The sequence below is a fragment of the Pseudoalteromonas sp. ECSMB14103 genome (genome assembly GCF_000813065.1).
In the GTDB taxonomy this organism is placed as follows: Bacteria; Pseudomonadota; Gammaproteobacteria; order Enterobacterales; family Alteromonadaceae; genus Pseudoalteromonas; species Pseudoalteromonas marina.
Genome location: NZ_JWGY01000015.1, coordinates 29,840 through 49,791, shown reverse-complemented (window position 1 = coordinate 49,791; position 19,952 = coordinate 29,840). Strand labels below are relative to the sequence as shown.

Annotated in this window: 13 protein-coding genes; 12 read left to right on the top strand and 1 reads right to left on the bottom strand. The window is 40.0% G+C overall.

The features are described 5' to 3' along the window. The 11 genes from ubiB to mdoH all read left to right on the top strand — a co-directional run bounded on the left by ubiB (position 1) and on the right by mdoH (position 13,878). Positions 1-1,602, top strand: coding sequence for a ubiquinone biosynthesis regulatory protein kinase UbiB (gene ubiB, locus RF53_RS18105; protein WP_008127149.1), 1,602 nt, complete (start codon positions 1-3; stop codon positions 1,600-1,602). Between the two features lie 80 nt (positions 1,603-1,682). Then, entirely contained in the window at positions 1,683-1,919 is a 237-nt protein-coding gene (gene tatA, locus RF53_RS18100; protein ID WP_008127151.1) for a Sec-independent protein translocase subunit TatA, read from the top strand. Positions 1,920-1,924: 5 nt separating this feature from the next. Next, entirely contained in the window at positions 1,925-2,257 is a 333-nt protein-coding gene (tatB, locus tag RF53_RS18095) for a Sec-independent protein translocase protein TatB (protein ID WP_006793860.1), read from the top strand. A gap of 48 nt (positions 2,258-2,305) precedes the next feature. Continuing rightward, entirely contained in the window at positions 2,306-3,046 is a 741-nt protein-coding gene (gene tatC, locus RF53_RS18090; protein ID WP_006793859.1) for a twin-arginine translocase subunit TatC, read from the top strand. A gap of 1 nt (position 3,047) precedes the next feature. Then, positions 3,048-3,548 carry a hypothetical protein gene (locus RF53_RS18085; protein ID WP_039038480.1) on the top strand — a complete coding sequence of 167 codons (501 nt, stop codon included), beginning with the start codon at positions 3,048-3,050 and terminating at the stop codon, positions 3,546-3,548. Next, entirely contained in the window at positions 3,548-4,333 is a 786-nt protein-coding gene (locus tag RF53_RS18080) for a TatD family hydrolase (RefSeq protein ID WP_039038479.1), read from the top strand. The genes RF53_RS18085 and RF53_RS18080 overlap by 1 nt, the downstream gene beginning before the upstream one ends. After that, positions 4,333-6,186 (top strand): sensor domain-containing diguanylate cyclase, encoded by a 1,854-nt coding sequence (locus tag RF53_RS18075; RefSeq protein WP_039038478.1) that lies wholly within the window; start codon positions 4,333-4,335, stop codon positions 6,184-6,186. Before RF53_RS18080 ends, RF53_RS18075 begins: the two co-directional genes overlap by 1 nt. Before the next feature lie 12 nt (positions 6,187-6,198). Next, a complete protein-coding gene (gene hemB / locus RF53_RS18070) occupies positions 6,199-7,209 on the top strand; it encodes a porphobilinogen synthase (protein WP_006793855.1) in 1,011 nt (336 codons plus the stop codon). A 130-nt stretch (positions 7,210-7,339) separates the two neighbouring features. After that, positions 7,340-10,072 (top strand): ExeM/NucH family extracellular endonuclease, encoded by a 2,733-nt coding sequence (locus tag RF53_RS18065; RefSeq protein WP_039038477.1) that lies wholly within the window; start codon positions 7,340-7,342, stop codon positions 10,070-10,072. A 253-nt stretch (positions 10,073-10,325) separates the two neighbouring features. Continuing rightward, a complete protein-coding gene (locus tag RF53_RS18060) occupies positions 10,326-11,945 on the top strand; it encodes a glucan biosynthesis protein G (RefSeq protein ID WP_039038476.1) in 1,620 nt (539 codons plus the stop codon). Beyond that, a complete protein-coding gene (gene mdoH / locus RF53_RS18055) occupies positions 11,917-13,878 on the top strand; it encodes a glucans biosynthesis glucosyltransferase MdoH (protein ID WP_039038475.1) in 1,962 nt (653 codons plus the stop codon). Before RF53_RS18060 ends, mdoH begins: the two co-directional genes overlap by 29 nt. 150 nt (positions 13,879-14,028) lie before the next feature. Here mdoH and fusA read toward each other — a convergent pair whose 3' ends face one another. Further along, positions 14,029-16,113 (bottom strand): elongation factor G, encoded by a 2,085-nt coding sequence (gene fusA, locus RF53_RS18050; RefSeq protein WP_006793851.1) that lies wholly within the window; start codon positions 16,111-16,113, stop codon positions 14,029-14,031. 503 nt (positions 16,114-16,616) lie between these two features. Between fusA and RF53_RS18045 the strand changes: the two genes are divergently transcribed. Further along, the gene (locus RF53_RS18045) at positions 16,617-19,595 is read left to right on the top strand and encodes a DUF3857 domain-containing transglutaminase family protein (protein WP_039038474.1); all 2,979 of its coding nucleotides are present in this window, start codon (positions 16,617-16,619) and stop codon (positions 19,593-19,595) included. Positions 19,596-19,952 lie beyond the last annotated feature (357 nt).

The window sequence follows — 19,952 nt, the reverse complement described above, 5'->3', positions numbered from 1 at the left end:
GTGTCTTCTTCACGATTGTATTACATCACTAAAACATTACTTAGCTATGGTTTAGACGAATTAGTGCCTAAAAGTAAAACACCTTGGTTTGCAAAAATTGCCAGGGGGTGTTTATTTTGGCTACGAAATCAGCATAAAGAAAAACCTGCAGGACTGCGCTTACGTTTAGCATTACAAGAGCTAGGACCTGTATGGATTAAATTTGGCCAAATGCTGTCAACACGTCGCGATCTACTTCCTCACGATATCGCGCAAGAGCTTGCCTTTTTGCAAGACCAAGTTCAGCCTTTTGAAGGTGAATTGGCGCAACAAATTATAGAAAATGCACTCGATATTAATGACATTAGCGAGCTGTTTAGTGAATTTTCACAAACGCCATTGGCATCTGCATCAATAGCACAAGTGCATACTGCAACACTAGTTGACAACGATAATATTGAGCAAGATGTTGTTATTAAAGTAATTCGCCCAAACATCCATGAACAAATAAATGCAGACTTAGCATTAATGGAAAAGCTTGCTCAGGTGCTTGCTAATGTTCATAACGAATCAAAACGCTTGCGCCCTGTTGAAGTAGTAAAAGAGTATAAAAAAACACTGCTTGATGAATTAGACCTAATGCGTGAAGGTGCCAATGGCATTCAATTAAAACGTAATTTTGATGATTCAGATGCACTCTATATCCCTACTGTTTACAGTGATTACAGCCGAAGCAACGTGTTAGTGATGGAGCGTATTTACGGTATACCCGTGTCAGATACCGAGTCGTTAATAGCGCAAAATACAAATATGAAATTGCTTGCAGAACGTGGAGTAGAAGTGTTTTTTACACAAGTATTCAGAGATAGTTTTTTTCATGCAGACATGCATCCCGGTAATATTTTTGTATCTCGCGAGCATCCCGAAAACCCTAAATATATTGGTATTGATTGCGGTATTGTTGGTACCTTAAGCAAAGAAGATAAGCGCTATTTAGCAGAAAACTTTATCGCCTTTTTTAATCGCGACTATCGCCAAGTAGCCCAACTGCATGTTGACTCTGGCTGGGTTCCTGAAGATACCAGTATCGAAGAGTTTGAATTTGCTATTCGCACTGTTTGCGAACCTATTTTTAATAAGCCACTTGCTGAAATATCATTTGGGCATGTACTGGTAAATTTATTTAACACCGCGCGTCGATTTAATATGCAGGTGCAACCACAATTAGTACTACTTCAAAAAACATTACTCTATGTTGAAGGGCTGGGAAGACAGCTTTATCCTCAACTAGATTTATGGAAAACGGCTAAACCCTTCTTAGAGCAGTGGGTTAAAGAACAAGTAGGGCCGTTATCTGTCTTAAAACAAATGTATGCAAACCTACCATTCTGGGCAGAAAAAATGCCTGAGTTACCTGACTTGATTTATCAAAACTTAAAGCGCCCAGTGCGCACCCACGCAGTTGTAAAGCCAGCTTCTCATAAAGCGTTAGTGCTTAGCTTGTTGGGGAGTGCTACTTTGGTAGTGTCTGCACTGTGTTATTTGCAACATGATTTAATTGCTGCGGGCGTTACAGCAACCTGTTCCGCCGCGTGTTTTATTGCGGCATGGCGACACACATAAACAAAGTGCTATTTACGGTTTAGGGCGTATAATTAGTATTTAAAATATACATTTAATCATTTTATTATTTGGAGAGAACCATGGGATTGGGCGGCATTAGTATTTGGCAATTATTGATTGTTTTGGCAATCATTGTACTTCTTTTTGGTACTAAAAAATTACGCGGCATGGGGGGTGACTTAGGCGGTGCTGTTAAGGGGTTTAAAAAAGCAATGTCGGATGAAAAACCAACTGAAACAGACTCCCCTGAACAAATTCAAACGTCACAAAAAACGACGACTGATACCGAAAAAACAAAAGACACCGATAAGGCTTAATTAACATGGGCATGTGGGAGCTAGTTGTTGTTTTTATTGTAGGGCTTGTTGTATTAGGGCCTGAACGTTTACCCGTTGCAATAAGAACGGTTAGTCGCTGGATCAAAACTGTTAAATCTCTAGCTAATTCAGTTAAAGCTGAAGTGAGTGAAGAATTGCGCGTACACGAGCTCCACGAAAACCTAAAAAAAGCTGAGCAACAAAACCTACAAGACTTAAGCCCTGAATTACAAAGCTCATTAAGCGAGCTAAAACAGGCTGCAGAATCAGTAACTCACAGCTATAAAAAACAGCCACAAGAATCAGAACCGAACCAACAAATTGATGAAAAAAAGTGAATTTAATTTACCTTTCTATGGTCAACTTACTAAATGGTATAAATAAAAATGGTTGAGGAAGTAAAATCGGGGTTTGTAGCTCATTTAATAGAGCTGCGTGACAGGCTTATAAAATCACTGTTGAGTATTTTAGTTATTTTTATTGCAATAGTGTATTTTGCAAACGATATATACGCGTTTGTTGCACAGCCGTTAGTCTCTCATTTGCCAAGCACTGCAACCATGATTGCAACCGATGTCACTGCCCCCTTCTTTGCCCCATTTAAGCTGACTTTATTTGTTGCATTATTTGCGTCTATACCTTGGATATTGCATCAAATTTGGGGGTTCATAGCGCCGGGATTATATCAGCATGAAAAGAAAATGCTGATGCCTATTCTTGCTTCCAGTATTTTACTATTTTATGGCGGTATCGCATTTTGCTATTTTGTAGTGCTACCCATTATTTTAGGTTTTTTTACCAATACGGGGCCTGAAATGATGACCCTAGCGCCAGATATAAGTAGTTATTTAGGGTTTGTATTAAAGCTGTTTTTTGCGTTTGGCGTCGCATTTGAAATTCCAGTTGCTATTATGCTTTTGTGCTGGAGTGGTGCAACGACAACAACGAGCTTAAAAGAAAAGCGCCCTTATATTGTGGTGGGTGTTTTTGTTGTGGCGATGTTTTTAACGCCGCCCGATGTTTTATCGCAGACATTATTAGCATTTCCGATGTTGCTTTTGTTTGAATTAGGTTTAATTTTAGCGAAGTTTTACACTGCTAAACCACGAGAAGAAGTTGAGGAATAAAATGAAAAAACAAATACTCTCACTACTGGTTATATTGAGCGCACCTGCATTTTCTGCGCAATCAGACATTAATACTCAAGCGCTAAAAGCGTGTAGCTTTATCGAAAATGACTTTAACCGCCTCTTGTGTTACGACAATACAATGGCGGGTAAACCACTTACACAATCAACAGTAACCCAAAAAGTTAAAGCGCCAACAACAGCCACCAATGTCCCTGTTGTTGCAGTTGAAGCGCCAAAGGATGACTTTGGTTTAGAGCACAAAAAAGACCAAGCAGAAAAAGACAGTGAAATAAAAGCAGCGGTAACATCTGTTGACAAAGCCCCCTATGGCGAGCTGATCATCACTTTGGATAACAACCAAAAATGGCGCCAAGTTGGTTCTGATAGCATGCGTTTGAAAAAGTCTGATGCTGTAACCATTACCCGCGGTGCATTTAACTCATTTTTATTACGAAAAGATGGTCAAAACCGTTCTATTCGCGTTAAACGAACTAAGTAATGCCTTACACACTGGTTGATGCTGGCGTTAACTTAGCAAACCATCAGTTTGATGGTGAGCATTCAGATATCATCTCCCGCGCTCAAAGCGCGGGTGTCGAAAAAATGCTGCTTATTGGTTGCGACATATCAACGAGTGAGCAATCTTTAGCACTTGCTAAAAGATTTCACTTGTTTTCAACCGCTGGTATTCACCCACATGATGCCAAAACAGCAACTGATTCATTAGAAGACCAATTAACACTGCTTGCCACTCAACCTCAGGTTGTTGCTATTGGTGAATGCGGGCTTGATTATAACCGTGATTTTTCGCCTCGAAGTGTTCAACGTAGCGTATTGAGACGCCAACTTGCACTAGCCGAAAAGTTAAATTTACCGGTTTATTTGCATGAGCGTGATGCGAGTGATGACATGATCAATATTCTTACTGAGTTCAATGTTCGCGGTGTGCTTCACTGCTTTACAGGAGATGAAATCGCACTCAAAAGTTATTTAGCATTAGGCCTATACATTGGTATCACAGGGTGGGTTTGTGATGAAAGACGCGGACAAGCATTGCAAGCTTTAGCCCCAAGCATTCCCTTAGACCGCTTACTTATAGAAACTGATGCGCCTTTTTTAATTCCACGCACAGTTAAACCAAAGCCAAAGTCGCGAAGAAATGAGCCTGCACTATTAACGCATGTCTGCCAAACACTTGCTGAGCTGTATCAAATAGATGCAAAGAGTGTGGCGAAGCAAACAACAGATAACTTTTATACTGTTTTTGGTTTAGAAGCCCGTTAATGAACAGTTTAAAGGCTGCTATCTGCCTACTTATAATGCTTTTCACTTTTAAAAGCTTTGCGTCTACCGTAGTAATAAATTCAGATTTTTCATCCCATATCGTTACAAATCTTACTTATTCTTTTGAGCCTTCATCGATAGAGACAGCTTTACAACTTGAGCCTAACCAATGGCGTTCGGTTAACACCAAACTGTTAAATTTTGGCCTAGAAAGTCGCCCTGTTTGGGTTACGTTTGAAATAAATAACACGTTAAATAGTCGCTTTAGTCCATTAATTTTAATAGACAATCCATTTTTAAATGAAGTTCAGCTGTTTCACTTGAGAAATGCACAAATACTGTCAGAAATGCGGCTAGGTGATTCATTCTCACTTGACGAGCGTACTATAAAGAGTGAGTTTTTGTTAACTAAATTAACGCTTCCAGCAAGCTCCTCCACTCGGGTTATTCTCAAAGTTAGTAACCCATCAGGTTTACGTATCCCTATCAGCTTATGGCAACAAGATGTTTATTTAACTCAAAAAGAGGGTTTTAACTTAGTTTATGGATTAATGGTCGGCTTTTTAGCAGCACTGGCATTAAGCTGTATACTTTTGTATGGATTTACTCGAAAGCGCTATTTTGCACTAGCGGGAGCGATCACTTTCACGCTAGGGCTTTTTTTAGCGTACCTTGGCGGCTTTGGATTTCGTTACTTGCACCCAAATACTCCCACAATCCAACAAGTAATAATGCCAATATTACTTATTTTAATCGCGCTATTGTTTTTCCCTCTTCAACAACAAATGTGCAAGCCTCACGCTAAAAAAATTATACGTGTGCAAAAGTTAATAACAAAATTGCTTGCTGTCTCTCTATTATTTATTTGGCTACTTCCTAACTGGTTGGTCACTGCATATTGCCTAATATTAACCCCTCTTGTTTTAAGTCTGTACTTTTTAACAACCTACTTATCTACTCGCTCCCACCCTTCGAAATCTATAAATGCATTATTACTAGCTTTAGGCTTTTTTAATGCAGTAACGGTTTATTTTATTATAACCGTGATGGGATGGTACACCTTTGAAACGATGGGGTTGGTCATTATATCGGTGTTATTTTTTAGTTGTACATTTTGCTTGTGTTATGCAGTGATGAAGCAATTTATAACTGAACGAGATGAGCAGATAATCGAACAGCAAACTGTGATTGCAGAAAGTACGGCTCAAGACACACTGTTAAAAGAGCGGCTCGCACTTCAAGAAGAAGCTCAGTACGAACTTGAATCACAAGTAGACGAGCGCACGTTTGAACTACAAGTAACACTTAGAGAACTTGAAGAAAAAAACAGAGAGCTTGAACAGCTAAATACAGAAGATGCGCTAACAGGCGCTAAAAACCGCCGCTTTTTTGATAAGAAGCTGGTAATGGAACTTCGTCGTTCACGAAGAGAACAAACACCGCTAAGTATTATTATGATTGACATCGATCACTTTAAAACAATTAACGATACCTACGGACACTTAAGCGGTGATAACGTGATAAAAGCAACTGCTGATATTATTAAACGCTTTTTGAAACGACCGCTGGATGAGGTCGCTCGCTATGGCGGTGAGGAGTTTGTAATTTTACTCCCTAACACTGCAAACCAAGGCGCCTTTGATATAGCAGAACAAATACGACTAGATATATACCAAAACCCAGTCATTGTTGCAGGTGCTGAGATTAAATTTACGATTAGTGCCGGTGTATATACATTTATCGCTGATGATATAAATACCCCTGAGTTATTCACTGAATGCGCAGATAAAGCACTTTATAGCGCTAAGCAACAAGGTCGTAACCAAGTTGTTAATTTTGAAACTATACAATAGGAGCATAGTAATATGGCCCAATCTGGACTAGACCTTTTCCCATATACTCGTATGCGCAGAATGCGCCGCGATGACTTTTCTCGTCGTCTAATGGCCGAAAACCAACTTAGTGTAAATGACCTCATTTACCCTGTTTTTGTACTAGAAGGTAAGAATCGCCGAGAAATCATCGAATCAATGCCTGGAATTGAACGTTTATCGATTGATCTTTTGCTTGAAGAAGCGAAAGAGCTTGTAGATTTAGGTGTACCTGCCGTGGCTATTTTTCCGGTAACCCCTGGTGACAAAAAATCCCTGATGGCTGAAGAAGCCTACAGTGAAGATGGCTTAGCACAACGTACTGTACGCGCTTTAAAAGAAGCTTTTCCTGAGCTTGGGGTTATTACCGATGTAGCCCTTGATCCATTTACTACTCACGGTCAAGACGGCATTATTGATGATAAAGGTTATGTAATGAATGACATAACCACTGAAATTCTTGTTAAGCAGGCGCTTTCGCACGCCGAGGCAGGCGCAGATGTAGTTGCGCCATCTGACATGATGGATGGTCGTATTGGCGCTATTCGCGAAGCACTTGAAGCAGATGGCCATATTCATACACGTATTATGGCTTACTCAGCTAAATATGCGTCTAGCTACTACGGGCCTTTTAGAGATGCTGTAGGCTCTGCAGGTAACTTAAAAGGGGCCGATAAGAAAACCTATCAAATGGATCCTGCCAACTCAGATGAAGCAATTAGAGAAGTCGCGCTTGATTTACAAGAAGGTGCCGACATGGTGATGGTTAAACCCGGTATGCCCTACCTTGATATTGTGCGCCGCGTTAAGGACGAATTTGGTGTACCTACTTTCGCATATCAGGTTAGCGGAGAATACGCAATGCACAAAGCAGCGATTGATAACGGTTGGCTGAGCGAAGAAGCCACAATTATGGAGTCTTTACTCGCTTTTAAGCGCGCAGGGGCTGATGGCATATTAACCTATTTCGCTAAGCAAGCCGCGCAATACCTCACTAAAAAGTAAGTAATTGATAAAAAGGCGGTAAAACCGCCTTTTCGTTTACATTCATTAACATAATTGTATTATTTTTGTCATTTAGATTCTCTAAACTGGTGTCCCATTTTGGGATTTAAATACACGGGAATAATAAAAAATGTTAAAAACAAAAATAACGCCACTGGCGCTTGTACTAGCAGGTCTTAGTGCACCAGCGTCCGCTAACTTAATCATATCTGAGTATGTTGAAGGTAGTGGCTATAATAAAGCAATAGAGCTATATAACACATCATCATCGGAAATCTCTCTAGGTGATTACACATTGCAGCGCTATTCTAATGGCTCTAGCACTGTTTCTACTGAATTAACGTTAAGCGGTACTCTTGCTGCTAATAGCACTTATGTTATTGTTAATGCTGACTCAAGAGCTGATGCAGCCCTTATTGCAAAAGCAGATTTATCTGACTCCGTAGTAAACTTTAATGGTGATGATGCTTTAGTTTTAATGCAAGGAACAACAGTTGTTGATAGCTTCGGCCAACGTGGTGTAGATCCTGGCTCATCTTGGTCAGAAGGCGGGGTAGAAACTGCAAACAAAACATTAAGACGCAAAGATGGAATAGTAACAGGTCGTGTTACTCCTGATGCTAGCTTTAATCCTAGCGAAGAATGGGCGCAGTTCGATCAAAATGAATTTACTGGTCTCGGTTCTCATGCGGGTAATGGTGGCGGAACAGAGCCTGAACCAGATCCAATTGATCCAATCGTATGTGCTGCAGACAAAACGCTAATTAGTGCTATTCAAGGCGAAGGAAACGAAAGCCCACTAGTTGACACACTAGTAGAACTAGAAGGTATTGTTACTGCCGACTTCCAAGGCGATGATGAACTTAAAGGTTTCTTTGTAACCTCTCTTGCCGCTGATGAAGATACAAACCCACTAACTTCTGAAGGTGTATTTGTTTACTTTGCAGATACAGATGTAAACGTTGGCGATCACGTACGTGTTCAAGGTACAGTTGATGAATACTACGATTCAACGCAAATTTCTGATGTTGTTCAAGTTGCGGTATGTGCAACGGGTCAATCAGTAAGCGCCACTAAAATTTCTTTACCTTTAGCAAGCCAAGATGATTTAGAAGCCTTTGAAGGCATGCTGGTTACTTTAGACCAAGAGTTAGTTGTAACAAATAACTTTGGTTTAGGCCGTTACGGTGAAGTTGAGCTTGCAACAGAACGTTTATACCAAGGCACACAAGTTGCTATGCCTGGCGATGCAGCTAACGCTGTTGAAGTAGAAAACCTAACTAAAAAAATCTTAGTTGATGACGGTTCAACTGTTCAAAACTCAGATCCTACTGCTTACCCGACCCCAGGTTTATCAGCAGAAAACACATTACGTACAGGCGATAGTGTGAACAGCGTAACAGGCGCATTAGCGTATAGCTTTAGCACATACCGTATTCACCCAACAGTTGCACCGCAGTTTATTGCAACTAATCCACGTGAAGACGCACCGGAACTAAATCCTGAAGCAGACCTGCGAGTTGCAAGCTTTAACGTTCTAAACTACTTCAACGGTGACGGCCAAGGCGCTGGTTTCCCAACCAGCCGCGGTGCTGACTCACTTGAAGAGTTGGTTCGCCAAGAAGCTAAGTTAGTAAGTGCAATTAGCGCAATGCAAGCTGACGTTGTTGGTTTAATGGAAATTGAAAACGATGGCTTTGGTGAGTTTAGTGCAATTGCAAGTTTAGTAAACGCACTAAATGATGCTGACAGTGCTAACGAATATGCTTTTGTAGACTTTAATGTTAACCAAGTAGGTACTGACGCAATTACAACAGCACTTATTTACCGCGCAAACAAAGTTGAAGAAGTAGGGTCTGCTGCTATTACTACCGCAGCACCATTTGATTTCAGCAACCGTACACCTATCGCACAAAGCTTTAAATCGTTAGAGTCGCAAGAAGTATTTACTGTTGCTGTAGCGCACTTAAAATCAAAAGGCGGTTGTGGTAGTGCAAGTGGCGCTAATGAAGATCAAAACGATGGTCAAGCATGTTGGAATGAAATCCGTACAGAAGGTGCAAGCGCATTTGCTGATTGGTTAGACAGCAAACCAACAGGTGTAGACGACGAAGATATTATCTTAGTGGGTGATATGAACGCCTACGCGATGGAAGATCCAATTCGCAAATTTGACGAAAAAGGCTACAAAAATGTTGTTGCTGAGCTTGATGGTAATACATTAGCTTACTCTTACAGCTTCTCAGGCCGCGCTGGTAGCCTTGACCATGCAGTGGCGAGTGAGTCTTTACTTAGTAAAGTAGTGGCTGCTAAAGATTGGCACATTAATGCCGATGAGCCTATCGTACTTGATTACAATGTAGAGTTTAAGAGCGAAGGGCATCAGTCTACTCTTTACTCAGAAAGTGCATACCGCGCGTCTGATCATGACCCTGTGATTGTTGATATCAAATCTGAAGTTGTGCTTACACCAGAAGAACAGACTCCTGTGGTTGCCCCAGATCAAGTATTCTCTATTGATGAAAACAGCGCTGTAGGTACTGTTATTGGCATGCTTGATTACTCAGATCCTAACCCTGAAGATTCACCTGTTGTTAAATTTATCGTGTCTGAAAACGATAGTGTGTCAATTAATGATCAAGGTCAGCTAATTGTTGCTGGTGAAATTGATTATGAATTTGAAAACCGCATTACGTTTACTGTACAAGTTGAAGATAGCGTTGGTAATGTATCAAAGGCTGAAAAAGTTGCTGTGAAGGTAAATAACTTGCGTTCAGATGATGATAACGATGCTGGCTCATTGCTTTGGTTATCTCTTCTTTTAGCACCACTTTCTATAGTGCGTCGCTTTAAAAAGAAATAATTAGCTTAAAGTAAGAAATAAAAAGCCGCATTCGCGGCTTTTTTTATTCCTCTGTAAAAATAATTCAGACAAGCTTCAGCTATCCCCCCTTAATATCTTTTGCGTTAGGTAGTTCATTTTTTATTAAATGTAACTTTACAAACCTCGTAACTTCAGTACTTAACATCAAATTCATAGATTAATTTAGGCTTACCCATTAAGTAAAAAAATCACTTTTAAATGTGACCTAGCCGTTTTCATAAAGGAAGAAAAAATGAAGCAACTTATCAAATTAACAACACGATGGCAGTCTCATACTAAATCGATTTTGGGTTTATTTATTGCATTCTCAACATTTGCAGTTAGTAACCAAGCATTAGCAAGTACCACCAAAGCCTCTATTTCACAAAGTAGTTTATTTGATGTTATCAGCGCACGTGCAAAAAAATTAGCCAGTGAAGACTATAAGGCGCCAAACAATATTGAACTTGATGCACTAAATAACATTAATTATCAGGATTACCGCTCCATTCGTTTTAAGCAAGATCAAGCTGTTTGGAAAGATGATGGTTTGTATGAATTACAGCTATTTCATCCTGGTTTTTTATACAAAACACCGGTGACAATAAATACTGTTGATAGCGACTCAAAACACAGCAGACTTCCCTTTAATACTGACTTTTATAATTACGATGGAACGGCTGCACCGCTAAAAGATGAGTTAACTAAAAGCACAACCAATACACAGCTTGGCCATGCAGGTTTTAGGCTTCACTACCCTTTAAATACTAATACTTATAAAGATGAGATTATGGTGTTTCAAGGTGCTTCTTATTTTCGTGTTGTAGGTCCAAACCAAGTTTATGGCCTTTCAGCTCGCGGATTAGCAATTGATACAGCGCTTGCATCTGGCGAAGAGTTCCCTATGTTTAAAGAGTTTTGGCTAGTAAAACCGACAGCAGAACAAACTAGCATTGTACTGTTTGCATTACTTGATAGCCCATCAGTATCTGGCGCTTATAAATTTAATATTGACCCTACTACCAACACAACCGTTAAAATAGACATGCAAATATTTGCCCGTAAAGACGTGAAAAAGTTAGGCATCGCACCACTAACGAGCATGTTTTATCATGGTGAAAATAGCACAAAATTTTTTGATGATTATCGTCCTGAGGTGCATGACTCTGATGGTTTGTTAACTCAATCACAGGATGACAAGTGGGTATGGCGCCCACTGAATAATCCATCGCAACTGAGTGTTACGTCATTTGCGTACGAAAACCCGAAAGGTTTTGGGCTCGCGCAACGCGACCGTGACTTTAATAACTATTTTGATATAGAAGCACATTACCATGATCGCCCAAGCCTGTGGATTGAACCTCAGGGTGAATGGGGCAATGGCCGTGTTGAGCTAGTAGAAATTCCAACAGATACCGAAACAAACGACAACATTGTTAGCTACTGGGTACCAGAAAACCCCTTCAAAGCTGGTGATTCATTAAAACTTAGCTACAAAATGAGTACGTTTAATAGCAGTTTAAACAAACATGAAAAAGCACATGTAGTTCGTACTCGTATCGGCAGCGCGGCATTGCCCGGTGAAGATAACCCGCCACCACAAAGTCATCGTCAATTCACTGTTGATTTTTCAGGCCCTGCTCTAAATGCTCTCTCTGAACAACTTAAGTTAAATGCAGATATTCAGCTTACTACGGGTGAAGTAAGTGATGTATCCGTTCAAAAGCTGCCTGAAGGGTACGGCTGGCGTGTTGCTTTTAAAATTGCACCACAAGACGACAAACCTGTCGATATGCGCTTATCGTTAAAACTGCGTGACAAAGACATTAGTGAGGTATGGAGCTATGTTTGGTATCCAAATGACACCAAGTAAGCAAAAAAAGGGAACGACAATGCCATTTAAAACAGCTCGTGTATGGCTTTTTGCAATTGCCGCTATATTCATATCAGGCTATGGCATATCAATCATGTTCGACATACTTAACTCAAACGGCATGACGTTGCTTGAGTATGCACTGCTTGTCTTATTTTCTATTACATTTGCATGGATAGTGACGGCATTTTGTAGTGGCACAATAGGGTTTGTATTACAGCTATTTCGTATCGATCCACTTACCTTAAAGCGCATAAAACCAATCGCGATCCACGCCCAAGCTATTGCTAAGCAAAAAACAGCGGTTGTAATGCCTATTTACAACGAAGACACCCACCGTGTAATTGCTGGTTTTGAAGTAAGTCTAGCGTCGCTTAAAGAGACCGGACAGCTCGAACACTTTGATTTTTACTTACTAAGCGATACACAAGACCCGCAGATAGCCGAGAATGAACTCAATGCATGGCACGCACTATGCGAACGCTTAGGAGATACTGCCAAACATATTTTTTATCGCCGCCGTGAAGACAATAAACACCGCAAAGTAGGCAACCTAACGGATTTTTGTGAACGCTGGGGTAGTAAATACGATCATATGATTGTACTCGATGCAGACAGTATAATGACTGGCGAGTGTATGCTTGAGCTAACAACTAGCATGCTCAATAACCCGCAAGCAGGTCTTATTCAGACAATCCCTATTCCGGTGCGCCAAGATACTTTTTTTGGTCGCTTTTTACAATTCGCATCGGTACTCTACAGCCCCATGCTAGCTACTGGCTCTGCTTTTTGGCAAACCGATCAAGCTAACTACTGGGGACATAACGCAATCATAAGGGTCGATGCCTTTATTAAATGTTGTGGTTTGCCAACATTAAAGGGGAATGCGCCCTTTGGTGGTGAAATTCTCAGCCACGACTTTGTTGAAGCTTCTTTACTTCACTCAGCAGATTGGGATGTATTGTTGTTATCTGAAATTGAAGGTAGCTATGAAGAAGTTCCAAGCAATATATTAGACTACGCAATTCGTGATAGGCGCTGGGTACAAGGCAATATTCAACACCTTGGTTTATTGTCATCAAATAAATTAAAGCTTATGAGTAAGTTTCATTTTTTACTGGGTGCCACAGCATATATATCGTCGCTTATTTGGCTATCAATGCTCGCATTAAGTACTATTGATGCAGTTACCCGCGCATTAAACAGTGATGTCTATTTTAATCGTGCTTATCAGTTATTTCCTACATGGCAAATAGCTAAAACAGATTTAATTGACTCATTACTTTATTTAACCATTATTATTTTATTAATGCCTAAGTTAATGGGGGTCATTGTTACCCTAGTCCACAGAAATAAGCGTTTTGGTGGGTCAATTAAACTCATAGCTGGTTCAATTATTGAAACTTTGTTTGCCGTTATTGTGGCACCGCTGATGATGGTTTTTCATGCTTACTTTGTAGTATGTGTATTTTTAGGTAAAAAAGTAACGTGGGATGCTCAACCGCGAGAAGGCCGCATGGTGTCGTGGAAAGAAGCCTTTGGCTATACACTATTTTCAACCGTAGTTGCAGTTGTTTGGGGCGGGGTTGCTTATTACTTTACCCCTGTATTTTTCTGGTGGTTATCACCTATTTTATTAGGGCTGATACTTGCAGCTCCCATTGTTCGTTACTCGAGTAGTATTAAGTTTGGTGTAGCGCTCAGAAAACTAGGTATATTTATATGCCCTAGTGAAGTCGATAACAGTAAAACACTCGCTGCACTGAAAGTACATTTACAAACAGTATCAGTACCAAGCAAAGGGCAATACCCTGAAACTTTGCCAGCACTACCAGCAGAGCAATTAACAACAATGCCAGTACAACGTTTTCATCGTGTTCGTAAGCTAAAAATCAAAACCCTCAAAGCAAAGTTAATTAGAAAGTTTAATTAACCGTGCATCACACTAAAAAGGAGCGCTTAGCGCTCCTTTTTTTATGCTTAAAATATATGCTAACTATAAATTACACAGAAGCTAGAAAAATTTTTAGCCAATAAAAAACCCGCAACATGTGCGGGTTTTTTTTAGAGTTTAAAAGGCTAATTACTTAGCAGCTTTTTTCTCTTTTTCTGCAGCGATTACCGTTTCAGATACGTTAGCTGGACATGGTGCGTAGTGTGAGAACTCCATAGAGAACTGACCACGACCTGATGTCATAGTACGTAGTGAACCGATGTAACCAAACATTTCTGATAACGGTACGTCAGCTTTAATGCGAACGCCAGTTAAACCAGCTTCTTGGTCGCTTAGCATACCACGACGACGGTTAAGGTCACCGATTACATCACCAACGTGATCTTCTGGCGTGAACACGTCAACTTTCATGATTGGCTCAAGAAGTTGTGCGCCCGCTTTAGGGATCGATTGACGGAAAGCGCCTTTAGCAGCGATTTCGAATGCAATTGCAGATGAATCTACGGCGTGGAAGCCACCGTCGAAAAGTTCTACTTCAACGTCAAGTACAGGGAAGCCAGCTAGCACACCCTCTTGCATCATTGATTTAAAGCCTTTCTCAACTGCAGGCCAGAATTCTTTAGGTACGTTACCACCAACAACTGATGATGTGAACGTGAAGCCTGAACCCACTTCGCCTGGCTTGATGCGGTAATCAATTTTACCGAACTGACCAGAACCACCAGATTGTTTCTTATGCGTGTAGCTATCTTCGATTTCACGAGTGATAGTTTCACGGTAAGCAACCTGTGGTTGACCAACAACAAGGTCTACACCGTAAGTACGCTTAAGGATATCTACTTTGATATCTAAGTGAAGCTCACCCATACCTTTAAGGATAGTTTCGCCTGAATCTTCATCAGTCTCAACTTGGAAAGATGGATCTTCTGCAACCATTTTACCGATAGCAACACCCATTTTCTCATTACCGCCTTTATCTTTAGGCTGTACAGCAATCGAGATTACTGGAGTTGGGAATACCATTGGTTCAAGTGTTACTGGGTGCTTAGGATCACAAAGAGTGTGACCAGTTTGCACGTTCTTCATACCAACGATAGCGATGATATCGCCCGCTTGCGCTGAAGTAAGCTCTTTACGCTCGTCAGCTTGCATTTCTACCATGCGGCCAACACGTTCTGTTTTACCAGTAAACGCATTAAGGATAGTGTCACCCTTGTTAAGCTTACCAGAGTAGATACGTACGAATGTTAATGCACCAAAGCGGTCATCCATGATTTTGAATGCAAGCGCTTTGAAAGGTTCGTCTGCAGAAACAATTGCAAACTCGCCGTTTTCATTACCTTCTTCATCCATAAGAGGTTGAGGATCAACTTCTGTAGGAGCCGGTAAGTAATCAACAACAGCATCAAGTACTAGTTGAACACCTTTGTTTTTAAATGCAGAGCCACAGAACGTTGGGAAGAACGCAAGGTCACGAGTACCTTTACGGATACAACGCTTAATATCTTCAACAGAAGGTACTTCACCTTCCATGTACGCTTCCATTAGATCATCGTCTTGCTCTACAGCAGTTTCGATAAGCATTTCATGGTATTCTTCAGTTTTTTCTACCATGTCTGCAGGAACATCTGTGATTTCGTAGTTTTCAGGAAGACCAGTGTCATCCCAAACGTATGCTTTTTTAGTAAGAACGTCTACAACACCAACAAAATCATCTTCAATACCGATTGGTAAAGTCATGATTAATGGTACAGCACCAAGTACTTTACGTACTTGCTCAGTTACACGGTAAAAATCAGCACCCATACGGTCTAATTTGTTTACGAAAATAATACGTGCAACTTCTGATTCGTTCGCGTAACGCCAGTTAGTTTCTGATTGTGGCTCAACACCACCAGAACCACAGAATACACCAACACCGCCATCTAATACTTTAAGTGAACGGTAAACTTCAACTGTGAAGTCAACGTGTCCAGGAGTATCGATAACGTTGAAACGGTGATCTTTCCAGAAACAGCTTACTGCCGCAGACTGGATAGTAATACCGCGCTCAGCTTCTTGATCCATGAAATCGGTAGTAGATTCACCATCATGAACCTCACCTGTTTTGTGGATAGTACCTGTAAGCTTCAGGATACGCTCAGTAGTCGTGGTTTTACCCGCATCAACGTGCGCGAAAATACCAATGTTTCTGTACTTCGATAAATCTGCCATTATTTTACTCTTAATAAAGTCGATAAATTATTCGGCGGGAGTATAGCATTACTTAAAGCGAACATCACCATAGAAGTCGCTTAAAATGCAATCAATTCACTATATTTTTTTTACAAAGAGAATATATTAACGGTACAACACGCTGTTTATTATATAAACCAATAAAAACGTTAGGCTTTATTTCATAAACACTGCATTTTAAATAATGCTTTTTAATTTTGTATCGGTAACTTAAAAGGCCTTATTGATATCGAGCATATTGTTATGTTTAATAATTTTTACTGCAGCTGCGCCCTTTAAGGTATAAATAAATAGTCGTAAATTCTCCCATAAACACATTGAAGAAAGGTTTATTTAATTAAAGTTAAAGCAGGCGAGTATTTAAAAATAACGCATTACTAAAGCTCTTCACGATTCAATCTGTATGATAATATCGATTAAAAATAGGCCACTATATAAACCTATAAGTGGTATGCATTAATAACAAATAATAAGAATTAAAAATGAAACGGACATTTCTTTACCCTATTTATTGGCTACTAACATGTGTTTTATTTCTATGTAATGCACCAGCTTATGCTACGCAATATAAAATAGATGCACCTGGTAATTGGGTCACCCTACATGACGTAAAACAGCCCCAAAAAAGTGATATGGCAAAAGTGCGCGATGGCACACTTTACCTATTACTCGACAACCAAACTTATGTTCCTGAACGTCAAAAGCAACAACGATACACACGCCTAGTAATGCAAGCACTTAATCAAAGTGGCGTTGACTATATAAGCCAGTTAAGCCTCGATTTTGACCCAAGCTATCAGACCCTAACATTGCACACACTCTCCATAATTAGAGATGGTAAGCACATAGATAAGCTTTCAACTGCAAGGTTATCTGTTATCCAGAGCGAGTCTGAATTAGCTGATAAAATTTATAACGGAAGGCTTTCTTTAAATATCATTGTTGACGATATGCGAAGCGGAGATATGCTCGATTATAGCTACAGTGTTACCGGCAGTAATCCTATCTATGCCAATAAATTTAGTACTCGGCGCACACTAAGGTGGTCAGTGCCCGTAGTGCAACAGTATATGCGTGTTTTATGGGGTAAAAAAACACCTCTTAATATAAAAACCATAAATGGCACTGCCGAAACAAAACAGACTGAAAACCAATACGGTACGGACTACTCTATATCAGAGTTCGAAGCCCCTTTACTCACGCAAGACTCTGAAACACCCACCTGGTACAACCCATACATGCAAGTTTATCTCTCTGAATATAATAGTTGGGACGAAGTTGTTAATTGGGCATTACCACTTTATGAGTCAGCAATCGAAACACCTAGTAGTATTAACGCCATAGCGCAATCTATACAGGCACAGCATACCAATACATCCGATAGGATTGCCGCAGCATTACGCTTTAGCCAAGACGAAATACGCTATTTAGGTTTAGAAATGGGCACCAATTCTCATCAGCCAACACCTGCCTCAGAAACGCTATCTCTACGGTATGGTGACTGTAAAGATAAAACAACTCTACTCATTTCATTATTAGAAGCGATGAAAATAGAGGCATACCCTGCTCTTGTAGATACAGAAGAAACGAAGCGCTTAATAGAACTACCGGCCACAGCAAGCGTTTTTAACCACGTAATTGTAACTCTTGAGTACAAAGGCAAACGCTATTGGCTGGATCCAACCATTAGTTATCAACGAGGGACACTTCCCTATTTAGCGCAGCCCGATTACGGATATGCACTTATTATAAAAAATGGCGAAAATACATTAACGCCTATGGCACAAACTCCTGCGCATAAAAAGGTAACAGTAAACGATCAATTTTATATTCCTAAAACAGTAAAAGAACCGGTCCTATTTACTACCGAATATTCTTATGCCGAGTTTCAGGCTATTAATCGCAGAAGTAATTTAGCGCGCAACGGGCTAGACAGCGTTGCAAAATCATACCTTGAATACTACCAAGGTTTTTTTGACGAGCTCAAAATCGATAAACCCATGGCGGTAAGTGAGGACCAACAAACAGGTCAGTTTATCACTAGCGAGTCGTACCTTATTAGCCAATTTTGGGAAAAAACCAGTGACGGATATGAAGCTGATTTTTACGCCTCTGAAATACAAAACAGTGTTTACGAGCCAAAGCAAACTAATCGCACAGACCCACTTTATTTTGAATACCCCAATATAATCGACACCAGCATAAAACTTCATTTTACTGAAAAAAACTGGGCGTTTGACAATAGCCAAGACGAGATTGATAACGACTACTTTTATTTAAAAACATCCGTTAGCTTTAATGATAATATTTTAACGCTAAGCTATCACTTTTACGCAAAGAAAGACCATATTCCCGCTGATAAAATCAGCGACTACCTAGCGCAACGAAACAAACTTATTTCAGCCACGCACTACTCAATTTTAAAGTACGCAAACACAACTGATGCGCCTCAAACAACGGCCGACATACTCGATAACCTTGGAGGTAACTGGCTTAAATACGCACTTGCCGGTTACCTTTTATTATTTGTTTTCTTTATTGCAGACTGGCGACTTGAGTCGGCAAAGCGCCCTACTTTTGAAAATAACCCATTTTACGCTGTATCGGTCAGCAAGTTTATTATTTACAGCATTTTAAGCTTAGGTATTTATATTAACTATTGGTGCTACCGTAACTTTAAAGCTATAAAGCAGCACAGCAATGCCAATATAATGCCTATTGCTCGCGGTATTTTCGCCATTTTATGGTATTACCCCCTTTATCAAGCACTGAAGCAACACAGTGAATTGCAATCAAGTAAAAGTAAAATAATCCCAAGCTGGGGGGCTGCTGTTTTATTTTTATTAGTACTTGCAACCACATTGGTTTACCGCATGGAAGAATACGCCACTATCGCATTGCTGGTTATGCCTTTTCTATGGCTTCCATTAGTGAGTTACATAGAGCACGCAAACACCAACCAAAAAGCTTTGCATTACAACTCTTACTGGCGAGTCAGACAGTGCTTTATGTCTCTGGCGCTTTCGCCAATATTACTCTTCGGTGTACTTCAAGAAGCTAATATTTTACCTGGTAGCGCTATAATAAAAGGCGAAAAGTTATGGGCTTATCAAACTCACTTTTTAAAACGTAACCGCCTAACACCAGAAAATGAAGACGTTCTCTATTTTTATAGTGATGCCATGTTTGACTATCGAGACGATGGAAACGGAATAACTGATAATTATATTTTTAGCTACTATAAAAACGATGCTGGAAAGCTTGAGTCAGACCTTAGTCACTTTAATGACATTGATAAAATAGAAACCTCATACGGTAAAACTGAACTAGATAACACCACTATTAAAGTAATAAAAACAGATGGAAGTGATTTTTTACTTATTGTTAGCAGGTTTAATAAGCTCGATGAAGTGCTAGTTGATAAAATAAATTTACGCTTAAGTGAAAATAAAAAAGAGTAGTTATTTAACGCTAACATACCGATTTAAAAGAGAATAAAAAATGCGCACCAAGATAATGATAATTATTTGCATTTGAGTGTTGACAGATACTTAGATCTAACTGATAATCACTATCAACAACGCAGAACATACAGCTTTGTAACGGAATGAATAACTTGTTTCTCGACCCTGAAACAACGTGTGGCGCACGTTAACAGCTATGGTTACTTGTTATTAACCGCAACGCCCCTTGATGTTGATGATAAGTAACCGCCCTACTATTTTACTTGCTACATTGCTCATATCGGTGACGGTAGATATGAAACTAAAAAAGCCCTTACGGGCTTTTTTTATGTCTGAAATTTAGTGAGCAACATA

What these genes read in the sequence shown, in the direction of transcription:
- tatA (WP_008127151.1), top strand. Translation starts at nt 1,683, where the DNA reads ATGGGATTGGGCGGCATTAGTATTTGGCAATTATTGATTGTTTTGGCA.
- RF53_RS18060 (WP_039038476.1), top strand. Translation starts at nt 10,326, where the DNA reads ATGAAGCAACTTATCAAATTAACAACACGATGGCAGTCTCATACTAAA.
- tatC (WP_006793859.1), top strand. Translation starts at nt 2,306, where the DNA reads ATGGTTGAGGAAGTAAAATCGGGGTTTGTAGCTCATTTAATAGAGCTG.
- RF53_RS18065 (WP_039038477.1), top strand. Translation starts at nt 7,340, where the DNA reads ATGTTAAAAACAAAAATAACGCCACTGGCGCTTGTACTAGCAGGTCTT.
- RF53_RS18045 (WP_039038474.1), top strand. Translation starts at nt 16,617, where the DNA reads ATGAAACGGACATTTCTTTACCCTATTTATTGGCTACTAACATGTGTT.
- hemB (WP_006793855.1), top strand. Translation starts at nt 6,199, where the DNA reads ATGGCCCAATCTGGACTAGACCTTTTCCCATATACTCGTATGCGCAGA.
- tatB (WP_006793860.1), top strand. Translation starts at nt 1,925, where the DNA reads ATGGGCATGTGGGAGCTAGTTGTTGTTTTTATTGTAGGGCTTGTTGTA.
- mdoH (WP_039038475.1), top strand. Translation starts at nt 11,917, where the DNA reads ATGTTTGGTATCCAAATGACACCAAGTAAGCAAAAAAAGGGAACGACA.
- RF53_RS18075 (WP_039038478.1), top strand. Translation starts at nt 4,333, where the DNA reads ATGAACAGTTTAAAGGCTGCTATCTGCCTACTTATAATGCTTTTCACT.
- RF53_RS18080 (WP_039038479.1), top strand. Translation starts at nt 3,548, where the DNA reads ATGCCTTACACACTGGTTGATGCTGGCGTTAACTTAGCAAACCATCAG.
- RF53_RS18085 (WP_039038480.1), top strand. Translation starts at nt 3,048, where the DNA reads ATGAAAAAACAAATACTCTCACTACTGGTTATATTGAGCGCACCTGCA.
- fusA (WP_006793851.1), bottom strand. Translation starts at nt 16,113, where the DNA reads ATGGCAGATTTATCGAAGTACAGAAACATTGGTATTTTCGCGCACGTT.